Source organism: Gordonia aichiensis NBRC 108223 (assembly GCF_000332975.1).
Classification (GTDB): Bacteria; Actinomycetota; Actinomycetes; order Mycobacteriales; family Mycobacteriaceae; genus Gordonia; species Gordonia aichiensis.
The window spans coordinates 107,145-127,510 of the sequence record NZ_BANR01000016.1 but is presented as its reverse complement, the minus strand read 5'-3'; the positions used below and the strand labels follow the sequence as shown (position 1 = coordinate 127,510).

General features: G+C 64.8%; 15 protein-coding genes. 2 read left to right on the top strand and 13 right to left on the bottom strand.

Translation table 11 applies throughout. The annotated features are described in order from the left end of the window. Positions 1–25: 25 nt before the first annotated feature. The 9 genes from GOACH_RS15215 to GOACH_RS15175 all read right to left on the bottom strand — a co-directional run bounded on the left by GOACH_RS15215 (position 26) and on the right by GOACH_RS15175 (position 9,769). On the bottom strand, positions 26–1,072 hold the full coding sequence (locus tag GOACH_RS15215) for an Rv1363c family protein (protein ID WP_052004020.1): 1,047 nt from the start codon (positions 1,070–1,072) through the stop codon (positions 26–28). A gap of 81 nt (positions 1,073–1,153) precedes the next feature. Beyond that, the gene (locus tag GOACH_RS15210; protein ID WP_005176433.1) at positions 1,154–2,326 is read right to left on the bottom strand and encodes an MCE family protein; all 1,173 of its coding nucleotides are present in this window, start codon (positions 2,324–2,326) and stop codon (positions 1,154–1,156) included. Continuing rightward, positions 2,314–3,525: an MlaD family protein gene (locus tag GOACH_RS15205; RefSeq protein WP_005176431.1), complete on the bottom strand. Its 1,212-nt coding sequence runs from the start codon at positions 3,523–3,525 to the stop codon at positions 2,314–2,316. Before GOACH_RS15205 ends, GOACH_RS15210 begins: the two co-directional genes overlap by 13 nt. Next, positions 3,522–4,643, bottom strand: coding sequence for an MCE family protein (locus tag GOACH_RS15200; protein WP_040518880.1), 1,122 nt, complete (start codon positions 4,641–4,643; stop codon positions 3,522–3,524). Before GOACH_RS15200 ends, GOACH_RS15205 begins: the two co-directional genes overlap by 4 nt. Positions 4,644–4,645: 2 nt before the next feature. After that, positions 4,646–5,626, bottom strand: coding sequence for an MCE family protein (locus GOACH_RS15195; RefSeq protein ID WP_005176426.1), 981 nt, complete (start codon positions 5,624–5,626; stop codon positions 4,646–4,648). An 8-nt stretch (positions 5,627–5,634) separates the two neighbouring features. Next, positions 5,635–6,669 carry an MCE family protein gene (locus GOACH_RS15190; protein WP_005176423.1) on the bottom strand — a complete coding sequence of 345 codons (1,035 nt, stop codon included), beginning with the start codon at positions 6,667–6,669 and terminating at the stop codon, positions 5,635–5,637. After that, entirely contained in the window at positions 6,666–8,021 is a 1,356-nt protein-coding gene (locus GOACH_RS15185) for an MlaD family protein (RefSeq protein WP_005176422.1), read from the bottom strand. Before GOACH_RS15185 ends, GOACH_RS15190 begins: the two co-directional genes overlap by 4 nt. A gap of 10 nt (positions 8,022–8,031) precedes the next feature. Beyond that, positions 8,032–8,898, bottom strand: coding sequence for an MlaE family ABC transporter permease (locus GOACH_RS15180; RefSeq protein WP_005176420.1), 867 nt, complete (start codon positions 8,896–8,898; stop codon positions 8,032–8,034). A gap of 1 nt (position 8,899) precedes the next feature. Next, the gene (locus tag GOACH_RS15175) at positions 8,900–9,769 is read right to left on the bottom strand and encodes an MlaE family ABC transporter permease (RefSeq protein ID WP_005176418.1); all 870 of its coding nucleotides are present in this window, start codon (positions 9,767–9,769) and stop codon (positions 8,900–8,902) included. Between the two features lie 332 nt (positions 9,770–10,101). Here GOACH_RS15175 and treZ point away from each other — a divergent pair, with 332 nt between their 5' ends. Continuing rightward, a complete protein-coding gene (gene treZ, locus GOACH_RS15170; RefSeq protein WP_040518840.1) occupies positions 10,102–11,997 on the top strand; it encodes a malto-oligosyltrehalose trehalohydrolase in 1,896 nt (631 codons plus the stop codon). A gap of 27 nt (positions 11,998–12,024) precedes the next feature. Here treZ and ilvA read toward each other — a convergent pair whose 3' ends face one another. Continuing rightward, entirely contained in the window at positions 12,025–13,437 is a 1,413-nt protein-coding gene (ilvA, locus tag GOACH_RS15165; protein ID WP_005176413.1) for a threonine ammonia-lyase IlvA, read from the bottom strand. 156 nt (positions 13,438–13,593) lie between these two features. Here ilvA and GOACH_RS15160 point away from each other — a divergent pair, with 156 nt between their 5' ends. Continuing rightward, positions 13,594–14,601 (top strand): SMP-30/gluconolactonase/LRE family protein, encoded by a 1,008-nt coding sequence (locus GOACH_RS15160; RefSeq protein ID WP_005176410.1) that lies wholly within the window; start codon positions 13,594–13,596, stop codon positions 14,599–14,601. On the opposite strand, the gene GOACH_RS15155 is transcribed toward GOACH_RS15160, so the two are convergent. The 3 genes from GOACH_RS15155 to dnaE form a co-directional block, all read right to left on the bottom strand. Beyond that, positions 14,562–14,840 carry a hypothetical protein gene (locus GOACH_RS15155; RefSeq protein WP_005176407.1) on the bottom strand — a complete coding sequence of 93 codons (279 nt, stop codon included), beginning with the start codon at positions 14,838–14,840 and terminating at the stop codon, positions 14,562–14,564. The genes GOACH_RS15160 and GOACH_RS15155 overlap by 40 nt on opposite strands. A 119-nt stretch (positions 14,841–14,959) precedes the next feature. Continuing rightward, positions 14,960–16,636, bottom strand: coding sequence for an NAD-binding protein (locus GOACH_RS15150; protein ID WP_005176406.1), 1,677 nt, complete (start codon positions 16,634–16,636; stop codon positions 14,960–14,962). 22 nt (positions 16,637–16,658) lie between these two features. After that, on the bottom strand, positions 16,659–20,201 hold the full coding sequence (gene dnaE / locus GOACH_RS15145) for a DNA polymerase III subunit alpha (RefSeq protein ID WP_005176404.1): 3,543 nt from the start codon (positions 20,199–20,201) through the stop codon (positions 16,659–16,661). Between the last annotated feature and the right edge of the window lie 165 nt (positions 20,202–20,366).

The window sequence follows — 20,366 nt, the reverse complement described above, 5'->3', positions numbered from 1 at the left end:
GTGTTCGGACACCCGGTCGCTACCCTCAACCGCCCGGGGCCGGCGTCGGCGCAGCAGGTGATGGCGCTGCAGGTGATGGCGCTGCAGGTGCCGGGCTCTCGGAGCCGCCCTGCGTGTCTGCGGCCGGTCCGCCAGTCCCCTGCTGCTGCCCCAGACCTGCTTGCGCCCCACTGAGTTTGGAGACCTTCCAGGAGCCGTCTTCCTTCACCAGGTCCAGCCAGACGAGCATCAACTCCTTGCCGCCGCTCGGTGCGATCGTGCTCGTTCCGGTTACCTCCACGAGTACGGCCGTCGACGCGCGATCGGTGTCGAAGGACTCGACCGACACCGACTTGACCGTCGGGGTGGCCTTGACGTTCAGGTCGCGCAACGCCTTCGAGCCATCGGTTTGCTCGCGCTCGAGGTTCTTTCGGAACTCGCCCGTACTCAGCGGCCCCAGCAACGTCTTCATGTCGCCGACCGCATCGGAGTTCATCGTGCTGACGAGTTTGACTGTGAACACCGACGACGCCGACTTCGCGTCGTCGAAGGCCGACAACTTCTGTTGATCCCGGTAATAACCCCACCCCAGGAGTGCGACACCCACGATCAGCGCCACGACCACCACGCCCGCGAGAATCTTCAGCAATCCTGCCGCGCTGATGGTGACCGAGACCTCGCGAGATCCCCTGCGTTGCTGTGCCGACGGCGTACCCGACGCCTCATCGGCGCCTGTGGTCCCTTCTGCAACTTCCGCGCCGCCGTCACCTCCGCCGGACCGGGCCGCACCTGACTGACGCGCGGCCGCACGCGCACTCTTCGTCCTCGGGGCCTTCTGTTCGGGGGCAGGGGCGAGGCCCTGACCGTCCTCGACCTCCGCGGAGGCGTCTGTCGCCGAGTTCCCGACCTCTGCAGTCTCGGTCGTCGTCGCGTCGGTCGTCGTCGCGTCGGTCGTCGTCGCGTCGGTCGTCGTCGCGTCGGGGTTATCGGCAGCGCTGGTGTTGTCGGCGCTGATGTTGTCGGCGTCGGGGTTGTCGGCGTCGGCCTTGTTGGCGTCGCTGCTGTTGTCGGCTGTCATGTACTTCCAGTTCATAGTCTTCACCCGCCGTGTACGGCCGGTGCACTGTGCGGCGTCGCGCGTTGATACGACAAGGTCCTGTCGGACCGGAGCGTCCTATCCCAGCGGTACAGTCCGTGCGTTCGGGTCGGCATCGAGGGCCGGACCCGCGGTGTCGTCACCCGGAGGTCGGGGCGCGTTGGCCGAGCCGCGGATCTGCTGGTTCTTGTCTTCGGTGACACAGTACAGATTGGTCGGAATCACGGTTTCCAGCACCTTGGTCGGCCGGATCGGAGTCGCCGCGTAGTTGCAGTAGGGCCGCGGGAAGATCGCCGCCATGACCCACCACGCACCATCGTGGAACATGTTCTGACTGATGTAGGAGGCGTCGCGGATCGACGGCAGCAACGTGGCCAACGCCGGTGCTCGTAGCGCACCCTGATGCGCGATGTCTGCTACCTGCTGAAGCACCCCGGTCAGCGGATCGCGGATCTGGCCCAACGAGCCACTCAGGCTGGTGAACTGTGCGGGCCCCTTGCCAAACAACGTGTTCAACTCCCCGTTCGCGGCGACGGCCGAGTTGATCAGTGCACTTGCACCCGACACGGTCGTCCCCAGGTCCGGCTGGATGTTCGCGGTCGTGGCGAGAATCGTGCCCGTCTGCTGGATCAGCTTGGTTGTCTCAGGCAACACTCGACGAAGGTCAGCGAAGATCGTTCCCGCCGAGTCGAAGAATGCTCTGAGTTGGTTGGCCTGGCCCGCTTCCGGGGTCAGGGCAACGTCGAGACTCGACACGGTTGCCCGCAACTTCACCGGGTCGATCTGACTGATCACGTTCAACGATGACTCGAGAAGCGCAGGGAACGGCGCGGTCACGTGCGTCTGGTTGACCTCGATGGTGTCGCCGTCGGCGAAGTACGGTCCGCTGCTCGTTGACGGGGTGAAATCGACATACTGTTCGCCCGCCGCCGACAAACCGAGCGCCGATACCAGGGAATTCCTGTTGATCTTCACGTCGTCGTCGATGGAGAGATGTGCCTGAACCGAGTTGGGCTGCACGTGCAGCGAATCGACCTCCCCGATCTTCACGCCACGTAGCGTCACCCGCGAGCTGTCCTGCAGCCCACCGGAAATCGGAAAGTTGACGGTGAGGTGGTAGGTGCCCTGCCACGGGCGCCAACTGAGAGCGCCGAATCCGATGTAGGCGAGCCCCACCAGCATGACCGCAACGAGTCCGATGTTGCCGAGAAGACTGGCGTGCTTTCGCAACCACAGAATCATCCGCAGCATCCCTTCGTGCCGCTCAGTTGCGCCAGAATCCGTGTCAGGGTCTGTTGGAGCGACTGTCCGCCGGACTCGAGATCTTGCAACTCGGGCAACCGGCTGGCCGAGTCGAACCCGAATCCGGTGGTGAGCCAGTACAACTTTGCCGAACCCGCAACCGAATTGCCCTGAATCGTCTTGGCGAACTTCGGCGTCAACTCCTGCAGATTCTTCGACACGGGACCGAGAATCGGTGGGACGTCGCGCAGTTCGGCCGTGAGGGTCCTCAGATTTCCGATCAGCGATACAAGACTGTCGGAGTCCTTGCCGAGGAAGTCGTTGGTCGCGCTGGTGACCTTGTTGGTCTTGTCCAGCGTCGACAGGATCAGATTCATCTGATCGTCGACGGTGTCGATCGCGGGTCCCAGCTTGTTGATGGCCGCCATGATCTGGGGTCGGCCCGCGGACAGGTCCGCCGTCAGCACCGACGTGTTGCGGATCGACCGGTCGACCTCGGCAGAGTTCGCGTTCAGTCTGCTGATCGCCGTGGTGAACTCCTTGATCGCGCCCTGCAGGTTGCCGGGGCTACTGGGTCCGCCTGCGACGGCAGCGCTCAGCTCGGTGACGATCTGCTGTAACGAGCCGAGCGAGCCTCCGTCGACTACCGCGGCCGCGGAGACCAGGATGTCCTCGACCGTCGCAGCAGCCGACGTCGGGCCGGTGAGCTGCGCGCCGTCGGCGATCGACGGCCCCGAGGCGTTCGCCGGAGGTGTCAGTGCAACGAAAACATCGCCGAGAGGTGTCGCCTGGCGCAGCTCAGCCCCGGTTCCCGCGGGAATCTGGGCATCCCGGGCAACCGTCATGTGTACGACTGCCGTGTAGTCGTGCACGGCGATCTCGCTGACCTCACCGACATCGGTGCCGTTGAGTTTCACCTTGGCGCGGCTCGGCAGATTGAGCGCGTTGTCGAAGTGGGCGATGAGTGTCTTCCCGTCGCCGATCCCTCCGGGCGCAGGCAGCGGGAGTTGCTCGACGGTGAGCCCGGGCATCGAACTACACCCGCACAAGCCGACCGCCGCCGCGACGAGTACCACGAGAATCGCCGGGATGCTCCGCCGAGGGGCACCACGACGCCGCATCAGGCGACGCGGGTGGCAGCGCCCAGTGATGTCGGTCCGCGAGATCGGTGACCGCGGTCGGCTCACAGTGATCGTGTACTGCCTCATTTGCTCATCTCCAGCAGACTCGAGAACACGCCGAGGTCCGGACCGAAATCCTTGAGTTGTCCTGTGCGGCAGCCGTTCTTCTGCAGATTGATCGTCTCGCAGAACTTGTTGAGCGCCTCACCGTCGATCAGCGACTTGTCGAGCAGCACCTGAATTCGCCACGCCCGTTGTTCCGGCGACACGGAGTTGGCGAGGTTCTGGAACAACAACGGCGCGACGTCGATCGTCTCGACGACCTGTCGCGAGTAGTCACTCAGGTTGCGGACCAGGGCGCTCAGCCGTCCGGTCGAGTCGCTGATGGTCGTCGAGTTGTTGCTCAGGAACTCGGAGGTGTTGAGCAGCGTCTGGTTGAGATCGTCGAGGGTGGCCGTCAGGCCTGGCGCCTGCTGGCCGAGCATCTGGGCAACCTGGCTGATCGACGACGAGAACTGCTTCATCTTCGGATAGTTGGCCGTCAGCGCGCCGGTCAGCTTTTGTGTGTTCTTGATGATCTGGGTGAGTTGATCTCCGTTGCCCGCGAAGACATCGGTCGCAGAACCGAGTTGGTTGATGGCCTCGCGGATGCGGTCGCCGTTGCCCGATGTGGTACCCGACGTGATGTCGACCAGATCAGCGATCGGCCCCTCCCCCGCCTTGTCGGTGCTCAGCGACGACACGAGCCGGTCAACGGCGTCGAAGAGATCCCCGACGGCCACCGGGCTGCGTCCCTCGTTCTTGAGAACAGCACCGTCTGTCAGCTTCGGACCACCCGAGTAGGTCGGCGTCAGCTCGATATGGCGGGTGGTGACGATGGAGGTGTTGACGATGGCGGGCGTCGCGTCGACGGGGACGGGGACGTTCTTGTCGATGGTGAACCTGACTTTGACGCGAGTGCCCTGTTGCTCAACAGACGTGACCTGACCGACCGGCATCCCGAGGACCGCGACGTCGTTGTCCTTGTAGAGTCCCGCGACGTTCGGGAAGTAAGCGGTCACCTCGATGTGCGAGCCGAACGCAACCTTCCAACTCGCAGGCACCAGCGAGCAACCCGACAGCAGCGCGACAACCATGACCGTCAGCGCGACGAGGATCGTCGGCCGATGCCACTGCGGTCTCGTGACCGTGACCCGATTCGTCATACTCAGCACCCATCCACCACGCGTGCAGCGCACAGCCAATTGTCGGGGAACAGACCCCACGGGAGGTAACCCCTCGAGTGCGGTCCGTCGGCCATGATGTTGTTGAGCATGCGCGAGGTGACCGGCAGGATCTGCAGCAGCTTGCGAAGATTCTCCTGGTTCTTCTGCAGACCCTGACTGATCGTGTTGAGGTTGCCCAGGATCGGGGCGAAGCTGTCGCCGTTCTCGGCAGCGACCGCTCGTGTCTGGTCGGCCAACGCGGCCACACCGTCGAGGAGCTTCGTGACCAACGCCTCGCGCGCCGCGATCTTCGCCGCGAGTTGCCCGCCCTGACCGACGATGACCGCCAACTGCGTCTGCGTGTCGTTGACGACCGAGGTCACCGTGTTGGTATCGGCGAGAAGCTGCGTGATCTGGTCTTTGCGGTTGGTGATGATCTTGGACATCTCGACGAGCGAATCGATTGTCGGGCGGGCGAGTGCCGGGGCATCGGACAGTTGGGAGTTGAGTGTCGTGATGCTCTGCGCCAGCGCCTTGTCGTCAACGCCTGCGATCACCGGGGTGCCCACTTCGAGGGTCTTCTGCAGGTCGTAGGGCACCGACGTCCTCGTGATCCGTCCGTCGGGCGCCGGCTGCGACGAAGTACCCAGCGAGACATCGACGTAGCGCTGTCCGAGTAGCGTCGACATCTTGATCTCGGCGGAGCCGTTGGACGTCACCGCGACATCCTGATCGACCTTCATCGTGACCTTGACGTGGTCGCGCTCGAGCGAGGTATCCGACACCTCACCCACGTCTATTCCGGCGACGCGCACCTTGTCGCCGGGACGGATGCCTCCGGCCTGCGCGAAATCCGCTGTGTACGACTTCTTCCCGATGTGCGCCTCCCCGATTCCGGTCACCAGCAGGATCAGCGCCACGATCACGGCGGCGCCGATCACGCCGTACCAGGTCCGACGGTGCCGGCTGAAGCTCCTGCGCATGCGCCCACTCATCGGCACACCGGTGAGTGCTTGGTGCCGCCGATCTTGTTCAGAATCCCCGGCGGAAACAGAACATTGCCGATCGAGATGTCGAGATCGCACGCGTACACGTTCAGATACGCCCCCTCCTGCATCGCCTTCGGTAGCAGCGCAAGGAACTTCGGCAGGTCGACCACGGTCTGGTCGAGCGCCGCTCCCGCCGAGATGAGTCCGTTCGTCGCGTATCTGGTGTTGTTCGCGGCCGCCGCGAGATCGGTGCGCGACCTGCCGAGCACATCGGCGAATCCCGCAGCGGTACGGCCTACCTGGTCGACGGACTTACCGAGTGCGGCCGAATTCGCGTTGAGCTTCTCGATGAGCGACGCGATGCTGGTGACGACACCGGTGAGCTGTCCCTTCTGGACCGACAGGTCGCGCATCACGCCGCTGAGGTTGTCGATGATCGCACCGATCACGACGTCACGGTTGGCCATGTCGGAGGCGAGCTTGCCGATCTGCGCGACGGTTGTGTTCAGCGATACGGTGTCGCCCTGGAATGCCTGGATCAGCCCGTTGGACAAGGCGTTGACCTGTTCGGGCTGCAACGTGTCGAAGACCGGCTGGAATCCTGCCAGCAACTTCGTCACGTCGAACGAATCCTGCGAGGGCTGCTGCAGCGTCGAGCCGGGCGCCAGCGGGGCCTCGGACGCGTCGTCCTTGCGTGAGAGCGCGAGGTAACGCTGCCCGACGAGGTTCTGGTATCGGATCGCGGCCTGCGTCGTGGTGAACACCGGCTGATCCTGCTGCACCTCGAATGTCACCTTGGCACGTCCGTGGTCGAGGTCGATCGACTGCACGCGGCCGACGCGGACACCTGCCATGCGCACGTCGTCGCCGGCGAGCAGCCCGGACGCGTCGGTGAAGTATGCCGAGAAGTTGCGTGTGGGTCCTGATACGGAACGCTCGAGCGTCGAATAGATGATGTAGGTCAGCAACAACGCCACCACAGCGAAAATGGTGAAGCCTATCAGCGGCTTTCGGATCGACCCCTCGACCGCGCTCATCGTCCTCCTCCCGTGCCGGTTCCGTTGGCGTCGTCGTCGCGTTCGAGTGACACAGACTGCACGAGTGGGCCGAGCATCAGTGTGTCTGCGGCGCGCGGTGTGCGATCCAATGCCGTGGTCAAGGTCCGGTTGTCCGCACCGGTGGTCACGACACCGGCGGATGTCTGCCCCTGCGCGGTGCCCGCCTGATCTGCACCCGCACGGTTGGACGCGGGCGCAACGAGCAGCGGACCCGAACTCGTCGGACCGGTGCCCGTCCCGGGCCCGACGCATCCCGGTCCGCGGGCCTGGCCATAGGGTCCGCCGTTGTAGACAGGACAGTTGGCACGTGAATACTGTTGTAGTGCACCAAAACTGAGGCCGATGTTCACCTGCACGTGACCGTTGAGACCGGTGAACACCGTCACCGCCTTGGCAGCCAGTTGATTGAGGGCGGTGAGCGCCTGCGGGAGCGAGCGGGGTTCGAGCGTCACTGCACCGATCATCGTGTCGAGGTCGGGTACCAGCCGTTGGGCCACGTCGCCGTTGCGGGCGAACAGGGTCTGTGCCTGATCAAGTGTGCTCGACGCCGCGGTGAGCAGCGCGGTGATGTCGCGCTGATGCGATGCCACGGTCATCGCGGGGATGACACTGCGACCCAGGGTGTTGAGCAACTCCGGCGCCGAGGACGCCAGACCGAGTACCGAATCGTTGAAGTTGTCGAATCCGGAGGGGGCTCCGGTCGGGAACTGAGCATTGAGGGCCTCGAAGTAGGTCTTGAGTTCGCCCGAGAACATGCCGAACACAGCACCGCCGCCGCGAAGCGCATCCGCGATGGTGCCGAGGACGCCCGCCAACTGCTCGGGAGGGACCGCGGTGAGCAACGTGCGGAGATCGTTCTGCGCATCCTGCAGCTTGATGGTCGCCAGCGACCTGTCCGCAGGAATGCTCGCGTCGGCGGAGATGTGGTCTGCCGCAGGTTGCTCCGGCGCGACGAGCTCCACCGAGTTGACCCCGAACAGATTCGACGGAACGGTGCGCGCAGTGACATTGGCCGGAATCCCCTCGGCCTGCGCTGGGTCGAGGTCGATGTCGACGACCTTGAGCTGTTTGCCGCCCACACCCTGTTCACTAGACAGTTGCATCGACGTGACCTCGCCGACGATCAGCCCGTTGTACCGCACGTCGGCACTGTCGACGAGGCCGTCGCCGACGTCCTCCATCTGGGCCCGAACCGGCACCACGGAGTCGAACACACCCTGATAGCGCATGAACAGGAAGACGAACATGATGGCGAGCACCACGACGAAGACCACTCCGCGTAGCACGTACTGACCGAGTGACGGGTTACGCCCGTCCGTGGCGATGTTCACCGACGCCCCCTCATCCCGATATCCGAACGCCGGACGACATACCCCAGAAGACAAGCGTCATGATGAGGTTCGCGAAGACGATGACGATGATCGCAAGTCGGATCGCGTGGCCTGCCGCAACGCCAACGCCCTCGGGTCCGCCCGAGGCGAAGTAGCCGTAGTAGCACTGGATGAACGTGGTCAGGAGTACGAAGATGACCACCTTGACAAAGGAGAACAGTACGTCCTGTGAACGGATGAACGAGTCGAAATAGGAAAGATAGTCGCCTGCACCCTTTCCGCTCTGGAGCTGGAACATGACTTGGCAGGCAAAGTAATTGGCAGCCAGTGACACCGAGTAGAGCGGCACGATCGCGATCACGGCCGCGAGCATGCGCGTCGTCACGAGGTAGGGCATCGGACGGATCGCTATAGCTTCCAGCGCATCGATCTCCTCGCTGATGCGCATCGACCCCAGCTGCGCCGTAAACCGGCACCCCGATTGTGCGGTGAACGCGGTCGCGGCGAGGAGTGGTCCGATCTCGCGGGTGGTCGCGAAGGCGGAGAGCCCACCGGTCACGGGCGCCATACCGAGCAGGTTCAACGCGGTGTAGCCCTCGATGCCGACCGTCGCCCCGCCCATGACACCGAGGATCAGCATCACACCGACCGTGCCGCCGCCCACGACGATCGCTCCGTTGCCCCACGCGACGTCGGAGAGCAGACGCCACACTTCCTTGCGGTAATGGACGAAGGTCAGGGGCACGGCTCCGATCGACCTGACCAGGAACGTGACGAGGTGCCCCATCGCCGCGAGCGCGTCACGCGGCGCGGTGAAGACGATCTTGCCTGCACCGAGCGGACGCAGAACCGGTGGCACATACCGTGATGCCGTCACGTCACACCACCTTTGTCGGGACGAGTAGGGCGAACATCTGCGTGAGGATGACGTTCACCGTGAACAACAACAGGACCGAGTTGACGACGGCCGCGTTGACCGAATTCGCCACGCCTGCAGGCCCACCCTTGGTCGACAGTCCGCGGTCGCAGGCGACGATGGCGACGATCGCTCCGAAGATGACCGACTTGATGAGCGCGAACGATAGATCGGACACCGAGGCGAAGGACGCAAAGGTGCCCGTATAACTGCCCGGGGTTCCGCCCTGGAAGTACACATTGAACACGTAGCCGGTGATGAAGCCGACGAAGCACACGAAGCCGCACAGGAGAAAGCTCACGACCATCGTGGCCAGCAGTCGCGGTGAGATGAGTCGTTCGATCGGGTTGACACCCATCACGCGCATGGCGTCGATCTCGTCGCGGATGGTGCGCGAGCCGAGATCTGCGGCGATCGCCGATCCGACAGCGCCGGCGAGCAGCAGCGAGGTCACCAGCGGCGCGCCCTGGCGGATGACGCCCAGACCGGTGGCTGCACCCGAGAACGACGTCGCCCCGATCTGCCCGGCGATGTTGCTGACCTGAATCGACACGATGACGCCGATCGGGATGGCCACGAGCAGCGTCGGCAACACCGATGTGCTGGCCATGAACGCACACTGACGGATGAACTCGGCGAACGGAAACCTTCGCTTGGCGATGTCGACGAACAGGGTGCGGAACACCTCGACGAACAACCCGAGTTGCCGACCGAAGGTGTCGAAAGACGCCACCACGTGCTCGCGGAACCACACCGCCAGCCCATTGTGACGGGAACGGACCGTCACGCCCTGATCGGGCGCCGCAGCCTGCTTCTCCGTCGTCTCACTCATGCCCGACTCTCGATGACAACCACCTCTGTCCGTGTTGTGCGCGCCTGGGGCGCTGCACCGTCCGGAGATCATGCCATTGTTGGCATCACGCCAACAATTACGGCTTCCTCAGCAACCACTTATCTAACTGCGCGGTAATATACATCGCCCGACAGACAGCGTGTGCGATGGGTCACACGCTGGCGAGTCGGGCGGATCGGCGTCTCCGGATCTACGGTTGGGCCATGGACACGACCCCCGAACCCGTCGGCCCCGCAGACGCAGACACCATAGCGACCGGCACGCCGAAGGCGGAGGAAAACGTTCACGTGAGCGCACCATCGAGACGATTTATGCCACCTCGTCTCATCGGCGACGTCCAGGTGTGGGCCCCGACCGCGCGATCGGTCGTTCTCGTGACCGACTCCCCCGACAGCGAGGGCCTACCCATGGCGCGACTGCCAGACGCGCCCGAATGGTGGCGAGTCGACGCCGAGGATCGGTCGGACATCCGGGGGTCCGACGAGAGCATCCACAACCACGACGGGCCCCGGAAAACTGGTGCAACAGAACTCGGGCGCCGATACGGCTTCAGAGTTCTCCGCGACAATGCAGACGGCGACGATGCAGACGGCGACAATGCGGACGGCGACGATGCAGGCGGCGACGCCCCGGTTCGGCCCGACCCCAGGTCTGTTCGGCAACCCGAGGGCGTGCACGGCCTGTCCGCCTTACATGAGGTCGACGAGTCGGCCTGGACCGACAGTGGATGGCGCGGACGTTCCCTGCAGGGGACGGTCCTCTACGAACTCCACGTCGGGACGTTCACACCCGACGGAACACTCGACGCCGCGATCGACAAACTCGATCACCTCGTCGACCTCGGCGTCGACTTCGTCGAACTGATGCCGGTCAACGCGTTCAACGGCGACGTCGGGTGGGGATACGACGGCGTCGACTGGTACGCCGTCCAGGAGTCCTACGGCGGACCGGATGCACTCGCGCGATTCGTCGACGCATGCCACGCGCGCGGACTCGGGGTCGTTCTCGACGTCGTCTACAACCATCTGGGCCCCTCGGGAAACTATCTGCCCGACTTCGGGCCGTATCTGAGCGACGGGGCGACGTCGTGGGGCGCCGGACCCAATCTCGCGGGCCCCGACTCGGACACTGTCCGCGACTACATCGTCGAGAATGCGCTTCGCTGGTTCCGCGACTTCCACATCGACGCCCTGCGACTCGACGCCGTGCACGCCCTCAACGACCACCGCGCGCTACACATACTCGAGGAGCTCGCTCTCGAAACCGACTCCCTCGCAGCCGAACTCGGCAGACCGCTCTCACTCATAGCCGAGAGCGACCTCAACGACCCGCGCCTGATCACACCGCGTGATCGCGGCGGATACGGCCTGACGGCGCAGTGGGACGACGACATCCACCACGCCATCCACAGCCTGGTGTCCGGCGAACGACAGGGCTATTACGCCGACTTCGGCAGCTATCAGGCCCTGGCAAAGGTGTTGCGCGGCGGCTTCTTTCACGACGGCACCTATTCGTCCTTCCGTCGACGCCACCATGGCCGACCGATACCGACCAACGAGATCCCGGCCGCAGCACTACTCGCCTACACCTGTAACCACGACCAGATCGGCAACCGAGCCATCGGCGACCGTCCGTCGGCGTACCTCGATCCGGGACAGCTGGCCATCAAGGCGGCTCTGGTACTCCTCTCCCCTTTCACCCCCATGCTCTTCATGGGTGAGGAGTGGGCGGCGAGCACACCGTTCCAGTTCTTCACCTCGCATCCCGAACCCGAGCTCGGTCGCGCGACCGCCGAGGGTCGTAAGGCGGAGTTCGCCGAACACGGGTGGGACAGCGCGGAGATCCCCGACCCGCAGTCGCCGCAGACATTCGCCGACTCGAAGCTCGATTGGAGCGAACCCGACATCGGAACGCACGCACGGGTGCTCGAGTTCTACCGGGCACTCATCGGGCTGCGGAAATCGGTCGACGACTTCGCCCAACCGGCGTTCGACTCAGTTGATGTCACCTACGACGAGACCGCGGGGTGGTGCGCGATGCACCGCGGCGATCACACCGTGCTCGCAGTGATCGGCTCCGACGCGGTCGACGTGCCCATCCGGATCGATCCCGTGCTGAGCTGGACCGACGTGGCGGTGACAGAGTCCGGCGTGCGCAGCCCTGGCCACAACGTGGTGATCGGGCGACGACTGCCTGGACCCCAGTGAAGGCCGTCCGCCGCCGATCCCGCCGGCTCAGGTCAGATAGTTGTAGGCCGACGAGCCCGGCTCGAGCCGTTCACAGTTGAGCCGTGTGTGCGCCATCCGCTCCATGAGCTCACCGAGTCCCTCCGGCGCACCGAGCTCGATACCGACGAGGGCGGCGCCGGTCTCGCGGTTGTTGCGTTTGACGTATTCGAACAGGGTGATGTCGTCGTCGGGGCCGAGCACCTCGTCGAGGAAACGACGCAGCGCCCCCGGCTCCTGCGGGAAGTCGACGAGGAAGTAGTGCTTGAGTCCCTTGTGGACGAGCGATCGCTCGATGATCTCGTTATACCGTGACACGTCGTTGTTGCCGCCCGAGATCAGGCAGACCACGTCGGCGTCTGCGGGCAGCGACAATCGCGACAGGCCCGTGACCGCGAGCGCACCTGCAGGCTCGGCGATGATGCCCTCGTTCTGGTAGAGGTCGAGCATCGTCGAACAGATCGCACCCTCGTCGACGTGCGTGATGTGCGTGGTACCCGGGGTCACGACAAGCGGATCATCGACGGAAAGCACTGGTGCGTGCGACGATCCACCCTGCTTCGCGACCTGCCGACGCACCTCGGGATGATCAGCGACAGTTGCTCCCATCGAGGCGAGCACCTGGTGGCCGAGTGCTCCGATGCGCTTGACCGCGGCACCGTCGACGAACGGATCGATCTCCTCGAGCGTGACCGGCCCGCCTGCCACGAGTGCTGCCGACAGCGACGCCGCACCGTGCGGTTCGACGCCGATGATCGCGACGTCCTCGGATCTCGACCGCAGATAGGTCGCGATGCCCGCGAGACAACCGCCTCCGCCCACCGGAAGGACGACGACATCGGGGACCCGGCCGAGTTGCTCGACGATCTCCACCGCGCTGGTGCCCTGTCCCGCTGCGGTACGCGGATCGTCGAAGGCATGAATCCATGCCGCCCCGGTCCGGAGAACATCGTCCTGTGCCGCTGCCGCGGCGGCGTCGTAGGTGTCGCCGACCGCGATGAGTTCGACGAAGTCCCCGCCGTGCCAACGGATCCGATCACGCTTCTGCTTCGGCGTCGTGGTCGGAACGTAGATCCGGCCGGGCACCTGCATCGTGCGGCACGCATACGCGACACCCTGCGCGTGGTTTCCTGCGCTCGCCGCCACGACGCCGGCCGCACGTTCGTCGTCGGAGAGCAGCGACATGGTGTTGTAGGCACCGCGGATCTTGTAGGACCGCACGGTTTGCAGGTCTTCTCGCTTGACGTGGACCCTCGTGCCGTACGCCTCCGAGATGCGCGGCACCGCCTCGAGCGGGGTGCGCGTCACCGCGGGGGAAATTCGCTCGACGGCCGCCTCGATCGCGGCGGCGGAAAGCTGCTGCTCCGACGGCGTTGGCTGCGAATTGTCGACTCCGAGGTGGTGCGTACTCACGCACTCCATCGTCTCACCTCGAAAAATCCCTCGTCGGGCGACCCGATCGTCGTAGCATCGGAAACGTCCATCCATGTCGTCGCGGCCTCGCCGGCACCTCCTTCGTCCAGCACAGTGGCGACTCGACTCACAGCAGTCGCGGCGAACGACACGCAGGAGGTCGGCATGTTCCGACGCCTCATCCCCGGTCTCGGCCTTCGACGGACCGCCGCACTCGCCACCACCGCACTCGTCACCACCGTCGCCGCAGCCACGGCTTCGGTGGTCACCGCTACCTCTATCGGCGCAGGGTCTGCCGATGCTGCTGTACCGTGCGCGGGCGGCGCGGTGCCCGCCCGCCTTGTCGGCACTGTCCCCGGCGCAGCCCTGGAAGGGCTGACCGTCGATGCACGCGGGCGGCTATACACCACCGACCTCGTCAGCGGACGGGTGTTTCGGCTCGATCGTCCCGGCGCGGGTGCCGTGCCGATCGCCAAGGTTCCCTCCGGCGGCGCCGGAGCGCTTGCATGGGCCCCGGACGGCACACTGCTCGTCGGCTACGGCTCCGACCCTCGGGTGTTTCTCGGCGACGCGATCCGTCCGGGCGCGATCGCTCGCCTCGACGTCAACACCCTCGCCCTCCGGCCATGGGTCGGTGGACTGTCCGCGGCAGATGGAATGGACGTGTCGGCACGCGGAAATGTGTACGCCACCAACGGCTTCGGCAATCTGGTCGGCCGTATCACGCCTACCGGGGCGGTACAGGGCAACTGGGGCGCCATCCCGAGCGCGAACGGCGCCGTACTGAACCGCGATGACAGCTTCCTCTACGTCTCCCGAACGTTCGCCAATCCTGGAGTCAGCCGCATCTCCACCGCCAACCCCCGCGTCATCCAGAGTCTGTTGACCCTCGGTGGCGCCGACGCGCTAGCGGCACCGGACGGGCTGACACTCGACGCCGCCGACCGACCGGTGGTTCCGTTCAACGCGAGTGGCCAGATCGTGCGGATCACGTCACCCGGACGCTACTGCGTGCTGGCGAGCGGGCTGCCGTTGTCGAGTGTGGTGTCGTACGGGAGATCGACAGGCGGTTTCTCCGCCGGACACCTCTACCGGGCAGGCTTCGACGGACGGATCTTCGAGATCCCCGGCGGTTACTCGGCCGGATCCGTCGCCGCGTTCCCCGGCCGCTGACCGCGTGTAAGACACCCGACGGCGAACCACACCGCAACGCCCGTCGCGGCAGACGACCACGCGGCGCTCTCGGGTGACCGGGTCACGACAAGGACGACGAGCGCAGCGACGGCGGCAGCGACCACCGCGTAGAGCTTGTGTGCGGGCCAGCACACTCCGGCGATCTCGATCGTGTGTGTGGCATCAACTGAGCGTCCCCGGCTCCGGTGGGAGCCGTTGGACTCGATCAGAACTGTCATCGGACACCTCGTTCGCTTGGCCTTGGTGTCGAGTATAGACCCACCTGCGAGGAATTGTTCGGGCGCCCGAAACATTTGTTTCGCATGCCTCTGGCCAGGTAGTTCGTCGGTGATCGAGGTCACCGTCCGTCGCGGAGTGTGTCGAAGAGCTCGTGATAGGGGCCAACCAGGTAGACGGTATCGTCAGCGGCGAGACGGTCGTCGCGTCGGGGATGGAGGATCGAGCCTCCCCCGCGCACGATGGCAATGATGCGGGTTCTCGTCGGGAGCTCCTCCATGGCAAGGCCGTCGAGTGCACTCCCCTTCCGGATGAACAGTCCGCCGACCATGAATGACCTCTGCCCCGCCGAGAACGTGGCGATCACCTGCAGTCCCAGTGCGGCGCCGATGAACCAGGGTGCGGCGAGTTCGACGGTCGAGCGCACATTCTGAAAGCCGAACCGGTGGGCGACCGCCGAGCCCAGTGCCTGGTCGTAGACACGCATCACCACCGGCACACCCGGCCTGGCTTCGGTGCGCGTCCAGCGCCGACCGAGCAGTTCGCGCACGATGATGCCTGTCTCGATGTTGACCATGTCGTCATGGGTCAGCACCGCGACCGCCCGCGCCCGTTCGATACCGGCGTCGGAGAGCGTTCGACGCAGCGTCGCATCGCCGAAGACGACCGGGACGTCGAGTTCGGCGGCTGCGTCGAGATAGCGGTTGTCGTCGTTGCGCTCGATGACCGCGACATCGTAGCCAAGCGCCGTGAGGTCGCCCGCGACGCGGATGCCGAATGAACCCAATCCCACCACGACGACGTGTCCGGAGTACTCGCGCACCCTGCGACGCCCAGCGGACACCGAGAGACGTTGCGACAGCAAAAGATCAGCGATGAACGCCATGAGGATGGCCGTCGTCGTGATGCCCGCGAACATCAGCGCGATGGAGAACAGCCGAAGCCAGGTCGGCTGCCCGACGAAACTGAAATCGCCGTATCCGACGGTCGCAATCGTCTCGGTGGAGAAGTAGAGCGCGTCGACGAAGCTCATGCCAGGGCGATGATAGGTGTACCGCAGGAGCACGGTCGCCCCGAGGAGCAGTGCGAGCGATACCCCGAGCGCCCGGAAGAGGTTGGGGTTGACGTCATCTCGAAAGGCCCTGAGCCCTGTGAGAATTCGGTGCGGCAGCGGTCGATGGTGTCTGCGGTGCCCACCCGTCGCATCACGGTCGACGACGATGTGCTGCTCGGCGAGCTGACCGGGAGTGCCGATCAACGTCACCCAGTCGCCCTCGGCGACATCGAGGTCGCGGCCCGGTGACGGCACCACCTCGCCGGGCGTGGCGCTGTTCTCGCCGCGCAGCACGGCCACGGGCGCGAGATCGCCATACAAGGCACGCAACGTCGCAGCCCGCGGCGCGTACGCACCGGAAACGACGAACTCGTTGTCTGCGACGGTGATCGGATGAGTTGTCCGGCCCAGGCACGCCTCGACCACGGACGGCCCCGCGAGTTCGGCGACGTCGAGGACGGCACCCGGGCCGTTGCCGAGAGCCACCGCGTCGCGCAGCACCCCATTGGATACGTTGGCGACGACGCGCACGGTGGCACTGAGTTGTCGAGCGAGCAGCGCTATCTCGAGGTTGACCGCGTCGTCGGAACCGGGACACACCACAGCAGCGGCGTGCCCGACGTCGAGGTCGACGAGCTCGGCTGCATCGTGCAGCGACACGACGGTCGCTCCGGCGCTGCGGAGTTCGTCACTGATGCGCTCGGTGAGTGCGTCAGCGCCGTGCACGATGATGTGACCGGGCATTGATGGAGCGTACCCGCGCCGGTCAGCCCAGGCAGGCCGGTCCGAGTAGCGCCTTGAGATCGCCCATCAGTGCCGAACTGGGCGTGACACGCAATGACTCGGTCAGCTTCAGCACCGTCGAGCGCTCGTCGCTGATGAGTGTCACGTGCACGTCCGCCGGACCCGGGTGCCGGGTGAGGACCTGCTTGAGTGCCTGCATGCGGTCGGGAGTGCAGGCACGCGCGGCAAGCGTGAGCGCAACCGGTTTGGTTGCCCCGGCAGCATTCAGGTCGGGAACCGCCAGATCGTTGGCGCTGATCATCATCGAGTCGTCGCGCATGTTCACGCGCGCTTTCACCAACACGATGTTGTCGGCGACGATGTCCATCCCGTAGGTCTGGAATGCCCGGGGGAAGAAGTAGACCTCCACGCCACCGACCATGTCTTCAAGGGTGACGGCTGCCCACGGCTCGCCCTTCTTGTTCACCCTGCGGGTGACCGACGAGATGATGCCGCCGATCGTGATCTGCGCTCCGTCGGAGATGTTGCCCTCGAGCAACTGGGTGATGGAGGTGTCGGTCTGCGCTGCGATCGCGTGCTCGACGCCGCTGAGCGGATGCCCGGACACGTAGAGCCCCAGCATCTCTCGCTCGAGTGCGAGCTTGTGTTTGGAGTCCCACTCCTGGTCGGGCACCTTGACCGCGAACACCTCGGCCATGGTGTCGTCGGCTCCGCCCGCATCGCCGAACAGATCGAATTGGCCGATTGCCTCGGCCTTCTTGGTGCCGATGACCGACTCGACCGCCTCGACATGGATGAGGAACAGTCCCTTGCGCGGGTGATCGAGCGAGTCGAAGGCACCGGCCTTGATCAACGATTCGGTGACCTTCTTGTTGCAGGCTGTGACGTCGATCTTGTTGAGGTAGTCGGAGAAGCTGGTGAACTTACCCTTCTCGTCGCGCGCGGCAAGGATCGACGACACGACGCCGGACCCGACGTTGCGGATCGCGGCGAGACCGAACCGGATGTCGGCCCCGACAGCGGCAAAGTTGTGCTGCGATTCGTTGACGTCGGGCGGCAGCACCGTGATGCCGAGCTTGCGGCAGTCGGCGAGGTAGATGGCGGCCTTGTCCTTGTCGTCGCCGACGGAGGTGAGCAGTCCTGCCATGTACTCGGCGGGGTAGTTCGCCTTGAGGTAGGCGGTCCAGAAGGAGACGAGACCATAGCCGGCCGCATGCGACTTGTTGAACGCGTAGCCGGCGAACGGGAGCACGGTGTCCCACAGCGCGGTGATGGCGCCCTGGGAAAACCCGTTGTTGCGCATCCCCTCGGCGAAGCCGTCGTAGGCCTCGTCGAGGATCTCCTTCTTCTTCTTGCCCATCGCGCGGCGTAGGAGGTCTGCTTGTCCGAGCGAGTAGCCGGCGACCTTCTGAGCGATCTGCATGATCTGCTCTTGGTAGACGATCAGGCCGTAGGTCTCGGCGAGGATCTCCTTGAGTGGTTCCTCGAGTTCGGGATGGATCGGCTTGATCTGCTGCAGACCGTTCTTGCGCTTTGCGTAGTCGGTGTGGGCGTTCACGCCCATCGGGCCGGGGCGATACAACGCGAGCACGGCGACGATGTCTTCGAACCCGGTGGGCTGCATCATCTTCAGCAGCTCGCGCATGGCGGCGCCGTCGAGCTGGAACACGCCGAGCGTGTCGCCCTTGGCCAGCAACTCGTAGGTCTTGGTGTCCTCGAGTGGCAGGGTGTCGAGATCGAGCTCGATACCGCGGTTGAGTTTGATGTTCTCGAGCGCGTCGCCGATGACGGTGAGGTTGCGCAGTCCGAGGAAGTCCATCTTCAACAGGCCGATGGCCTCACACGACGGGTAATCCCAACCGGTGATGATCGCGCCGTCCTGCGCACGCTTCCAGACCGGGATCGCGTCGGTGAGCGGCTCGGACGACATGATCACCGCGCACGCGTGCACACCTGCGTTGCGGATCAGACCCTCGAGTCCGATCGCGGTGTCGTAGATCTTCTTGACGTCGGGGTCCGTCTCGATCAGCGTACGAACCTCGGTGGCCTCACCGAACCGCTCGTGCTCGGGGTTCGTGATGCCCCAGACCGGGATGTCCTTGGCCATGATGGGCGGTGGTAGCGCCTTGGTGATCCGGTCGGCGATGGCAAATCCCGGCTGGCCGAACTGAACCCGTGCAGAGTCCTTGATCGCGGCCTTGGTCTTGATGGTGCCGAAGGTGATGACCTGGGCGACCTTGTCGACTCCCCAGCGCTCGGTGGCATAGCGCACCATCTCACCGCGGCGACGATCGTCGAAGTCGATGTCGATATCGGGCATCGAGACGCGTTCGGGATTGAGGAATCGCTCGAAGAGCAGTCCATGCGGGATGGGGTCGATGTTGGTGATTCCCAACGCCCAGGCGACGAGAGATCCCGCTGCCGAACCACGACCCGGTCCGACGCGGATACCCACCTCGTGTGCGTGACGGATCAGATCGCCGACCACGAGGAAGTACGCCGGGAACCCCATCTGGATGATGACGTCGAGCTCATAGTTTGCTCGGCGCTGATAGTCCTCGGGGACCTCCACACCGGCGAAGCGGCGCTCGGCGAGTCCCTTGGCGACCTCTTTACGCAGCCAGGTCTGCTGCGACTCACCCTCGGGTACGTCGAACACCGGCATGCGGTCGCGGTGTGTGAACACGTCGGCGTAGGACTGGACCCGCTCGCCGATCTCGAGGGTGCTGTCGCACGCACCGGGGATGACCGAATCCCACTGCGCCCGCATCTCGTCGGCGGATTTCAGGTAGTACCCGTCGCCGTCGAACTTGAAGCGGGTCGGGTCGGACAGCGTCTTCCCGGTCTGCACGCACAGCAGCGCCTCATGGCTGGAGGCGTGGTCTTTGGTCACGTAGTGGCAGTCGTTGGTGACGACCGGCTTGATGCCGAGCTTGCGACCGATGTCGAGCAGTCCGTCGCGCACGCGGCGCTCGATCTCGAGACCGTGCTCCATCAATTCGAGGTAGAAGTTCTCCTTGCCGAAGATCTCCTGCCACTTCGCGGCGGCCTCGAGCGCCTCCCGGTCGTGGCCGAGCCGCAGGCGCGTCTGTACCTCACCCGACGGACACCCCGTTGTCGCGATGATGCCCTCGGCGTACTCCGCGATGAGTTCGGCATCCATACGTGACCACTTGCCGAGCTGGCCTTCGATGGACGCCAGCGACGACAGCTTGAACAGATTGCGCAGTCCGGTCGCGTTCTCGGCGACCATGGTCATGTGCGTGTACGCGCCCGAGCCGGAGACGTCGTCGTCCTTCTGATCGCGGGTACCCCACTGGATGCGCTTGGTGTTGAACCGCGACTCCGGGGCGATGTACGCCTCGATACCGATGATCGGCTTGATCTCGTTCTTGACAGCGGTGTTGTAGAACTCGCTGGCACCGAACATGTTGCCGTGGTCGGTCATGCCGATCGCGGTCATACCCAGCCGTTTGGCCTCCGCGAACAGGGGCGACACCTTCGCGGCACCGTCGAGCATCGAGTACTCGGTGTGGTTGTGCAGGTGGACAAACGAACCGGCCACGGATGCCTCTCACCTCGGAGGGACGTCCTCTCACGAGAACGTCACTGATGTGCGTGTGTTGATCGATCCCAACCGATCGATCCCAACCACTGTAGGACTCCCCTCCGACAGTCACGGAGATGCCGCGCCTGGGTGTGACAGATGAGGCGGGGATCCCGGAGTGTC

Bases quoted from the DNA above. Each gene is read 5' to 3' on its own strand.
- GOACH_RS15160 (WP_005176410.1), top strand. From the start codon at position 13,594: ATGTTCCGACGCCTCATCCCCGGTCTCGGCCTTCGACGGACCGCCGCA.
- treZ (WP_040518840.1), top strand. From the start codon at position 10,102: ATGCCACCTCGTCTCATCGGCGACGTCCAGGTGTGGGCCCCGACCGCG.
- GOACH_RS15200 (WP_040518880.1), bottom strand. From the start codon at position 4,643: ATGACGAATCGGGTCACGGTCACGAGACCGCAGTGGCATCGGCCGACG.
- GOACH_RS15215 (WP_052004020.1), bottom strand. From the start codon at position 1,072: ATGAACTGGAAGTACATGACAGCCGACAACAGCAGCGACGCCAACAAG.
- GOACH_RS15150 (WP_005176406.1), bottom strand. From the start codon at position 16,636: ATGCCCGGTCACATCATCGTGCACGGCGCTGACGCACTCACCGAGCGC.
- GOACH_RS15155 (WP_005176407.1), bottom strand. From the start codon at position 14,840: ATGACAGTTCTGATCGAGTCCAACGGCTCCCACCGGAGCCGGGGACGC.
- GOACH_RS15175 (WP_005176418.1), bottom strand. From the start codon at position 9,769: ATGAGTGAGACGACGGAGAAGCAGGCTGCGGCGCCCGATCAGGGCGTG.
- GOACH_RS15205 (WP_005176431.1), bottom strand. From the start codon at position 3,525: ATGAGGCAGTACACGATCACTGTGAGCCGACCGCGGTCACCGATCTCG.
- ilvA (WP_005176413.1), bottom strand. From the start codon at position 13,437: ATGGAGTGCGTGAGTACGCACCACCTCGGAGTCGACAATTCGCAGCCA.
- GOACH_RS15195 (WP_005176426.1), bottom strand. From the start codon at position 5,626: ATGCGCAGGAGCTTCAGCCGGCACCGTCGGACCTGGTACGGCGTGATC.
- GOACH_RS15190 (WP_005176423.1), bottom strand. From the start codon at position 6,669: ATGAGCGCGGTCGAGGGGTCGATCCGAAAGCCGCTGATAGGCTTCACC.
- GOACH_RS15210 (WP_005176433.1), bottom strand. From the start codon at position 2,326: ATGCTGCGGATGATTCTGTGGTTGCGAAAGCACGCCAGTCTTCTCGGC.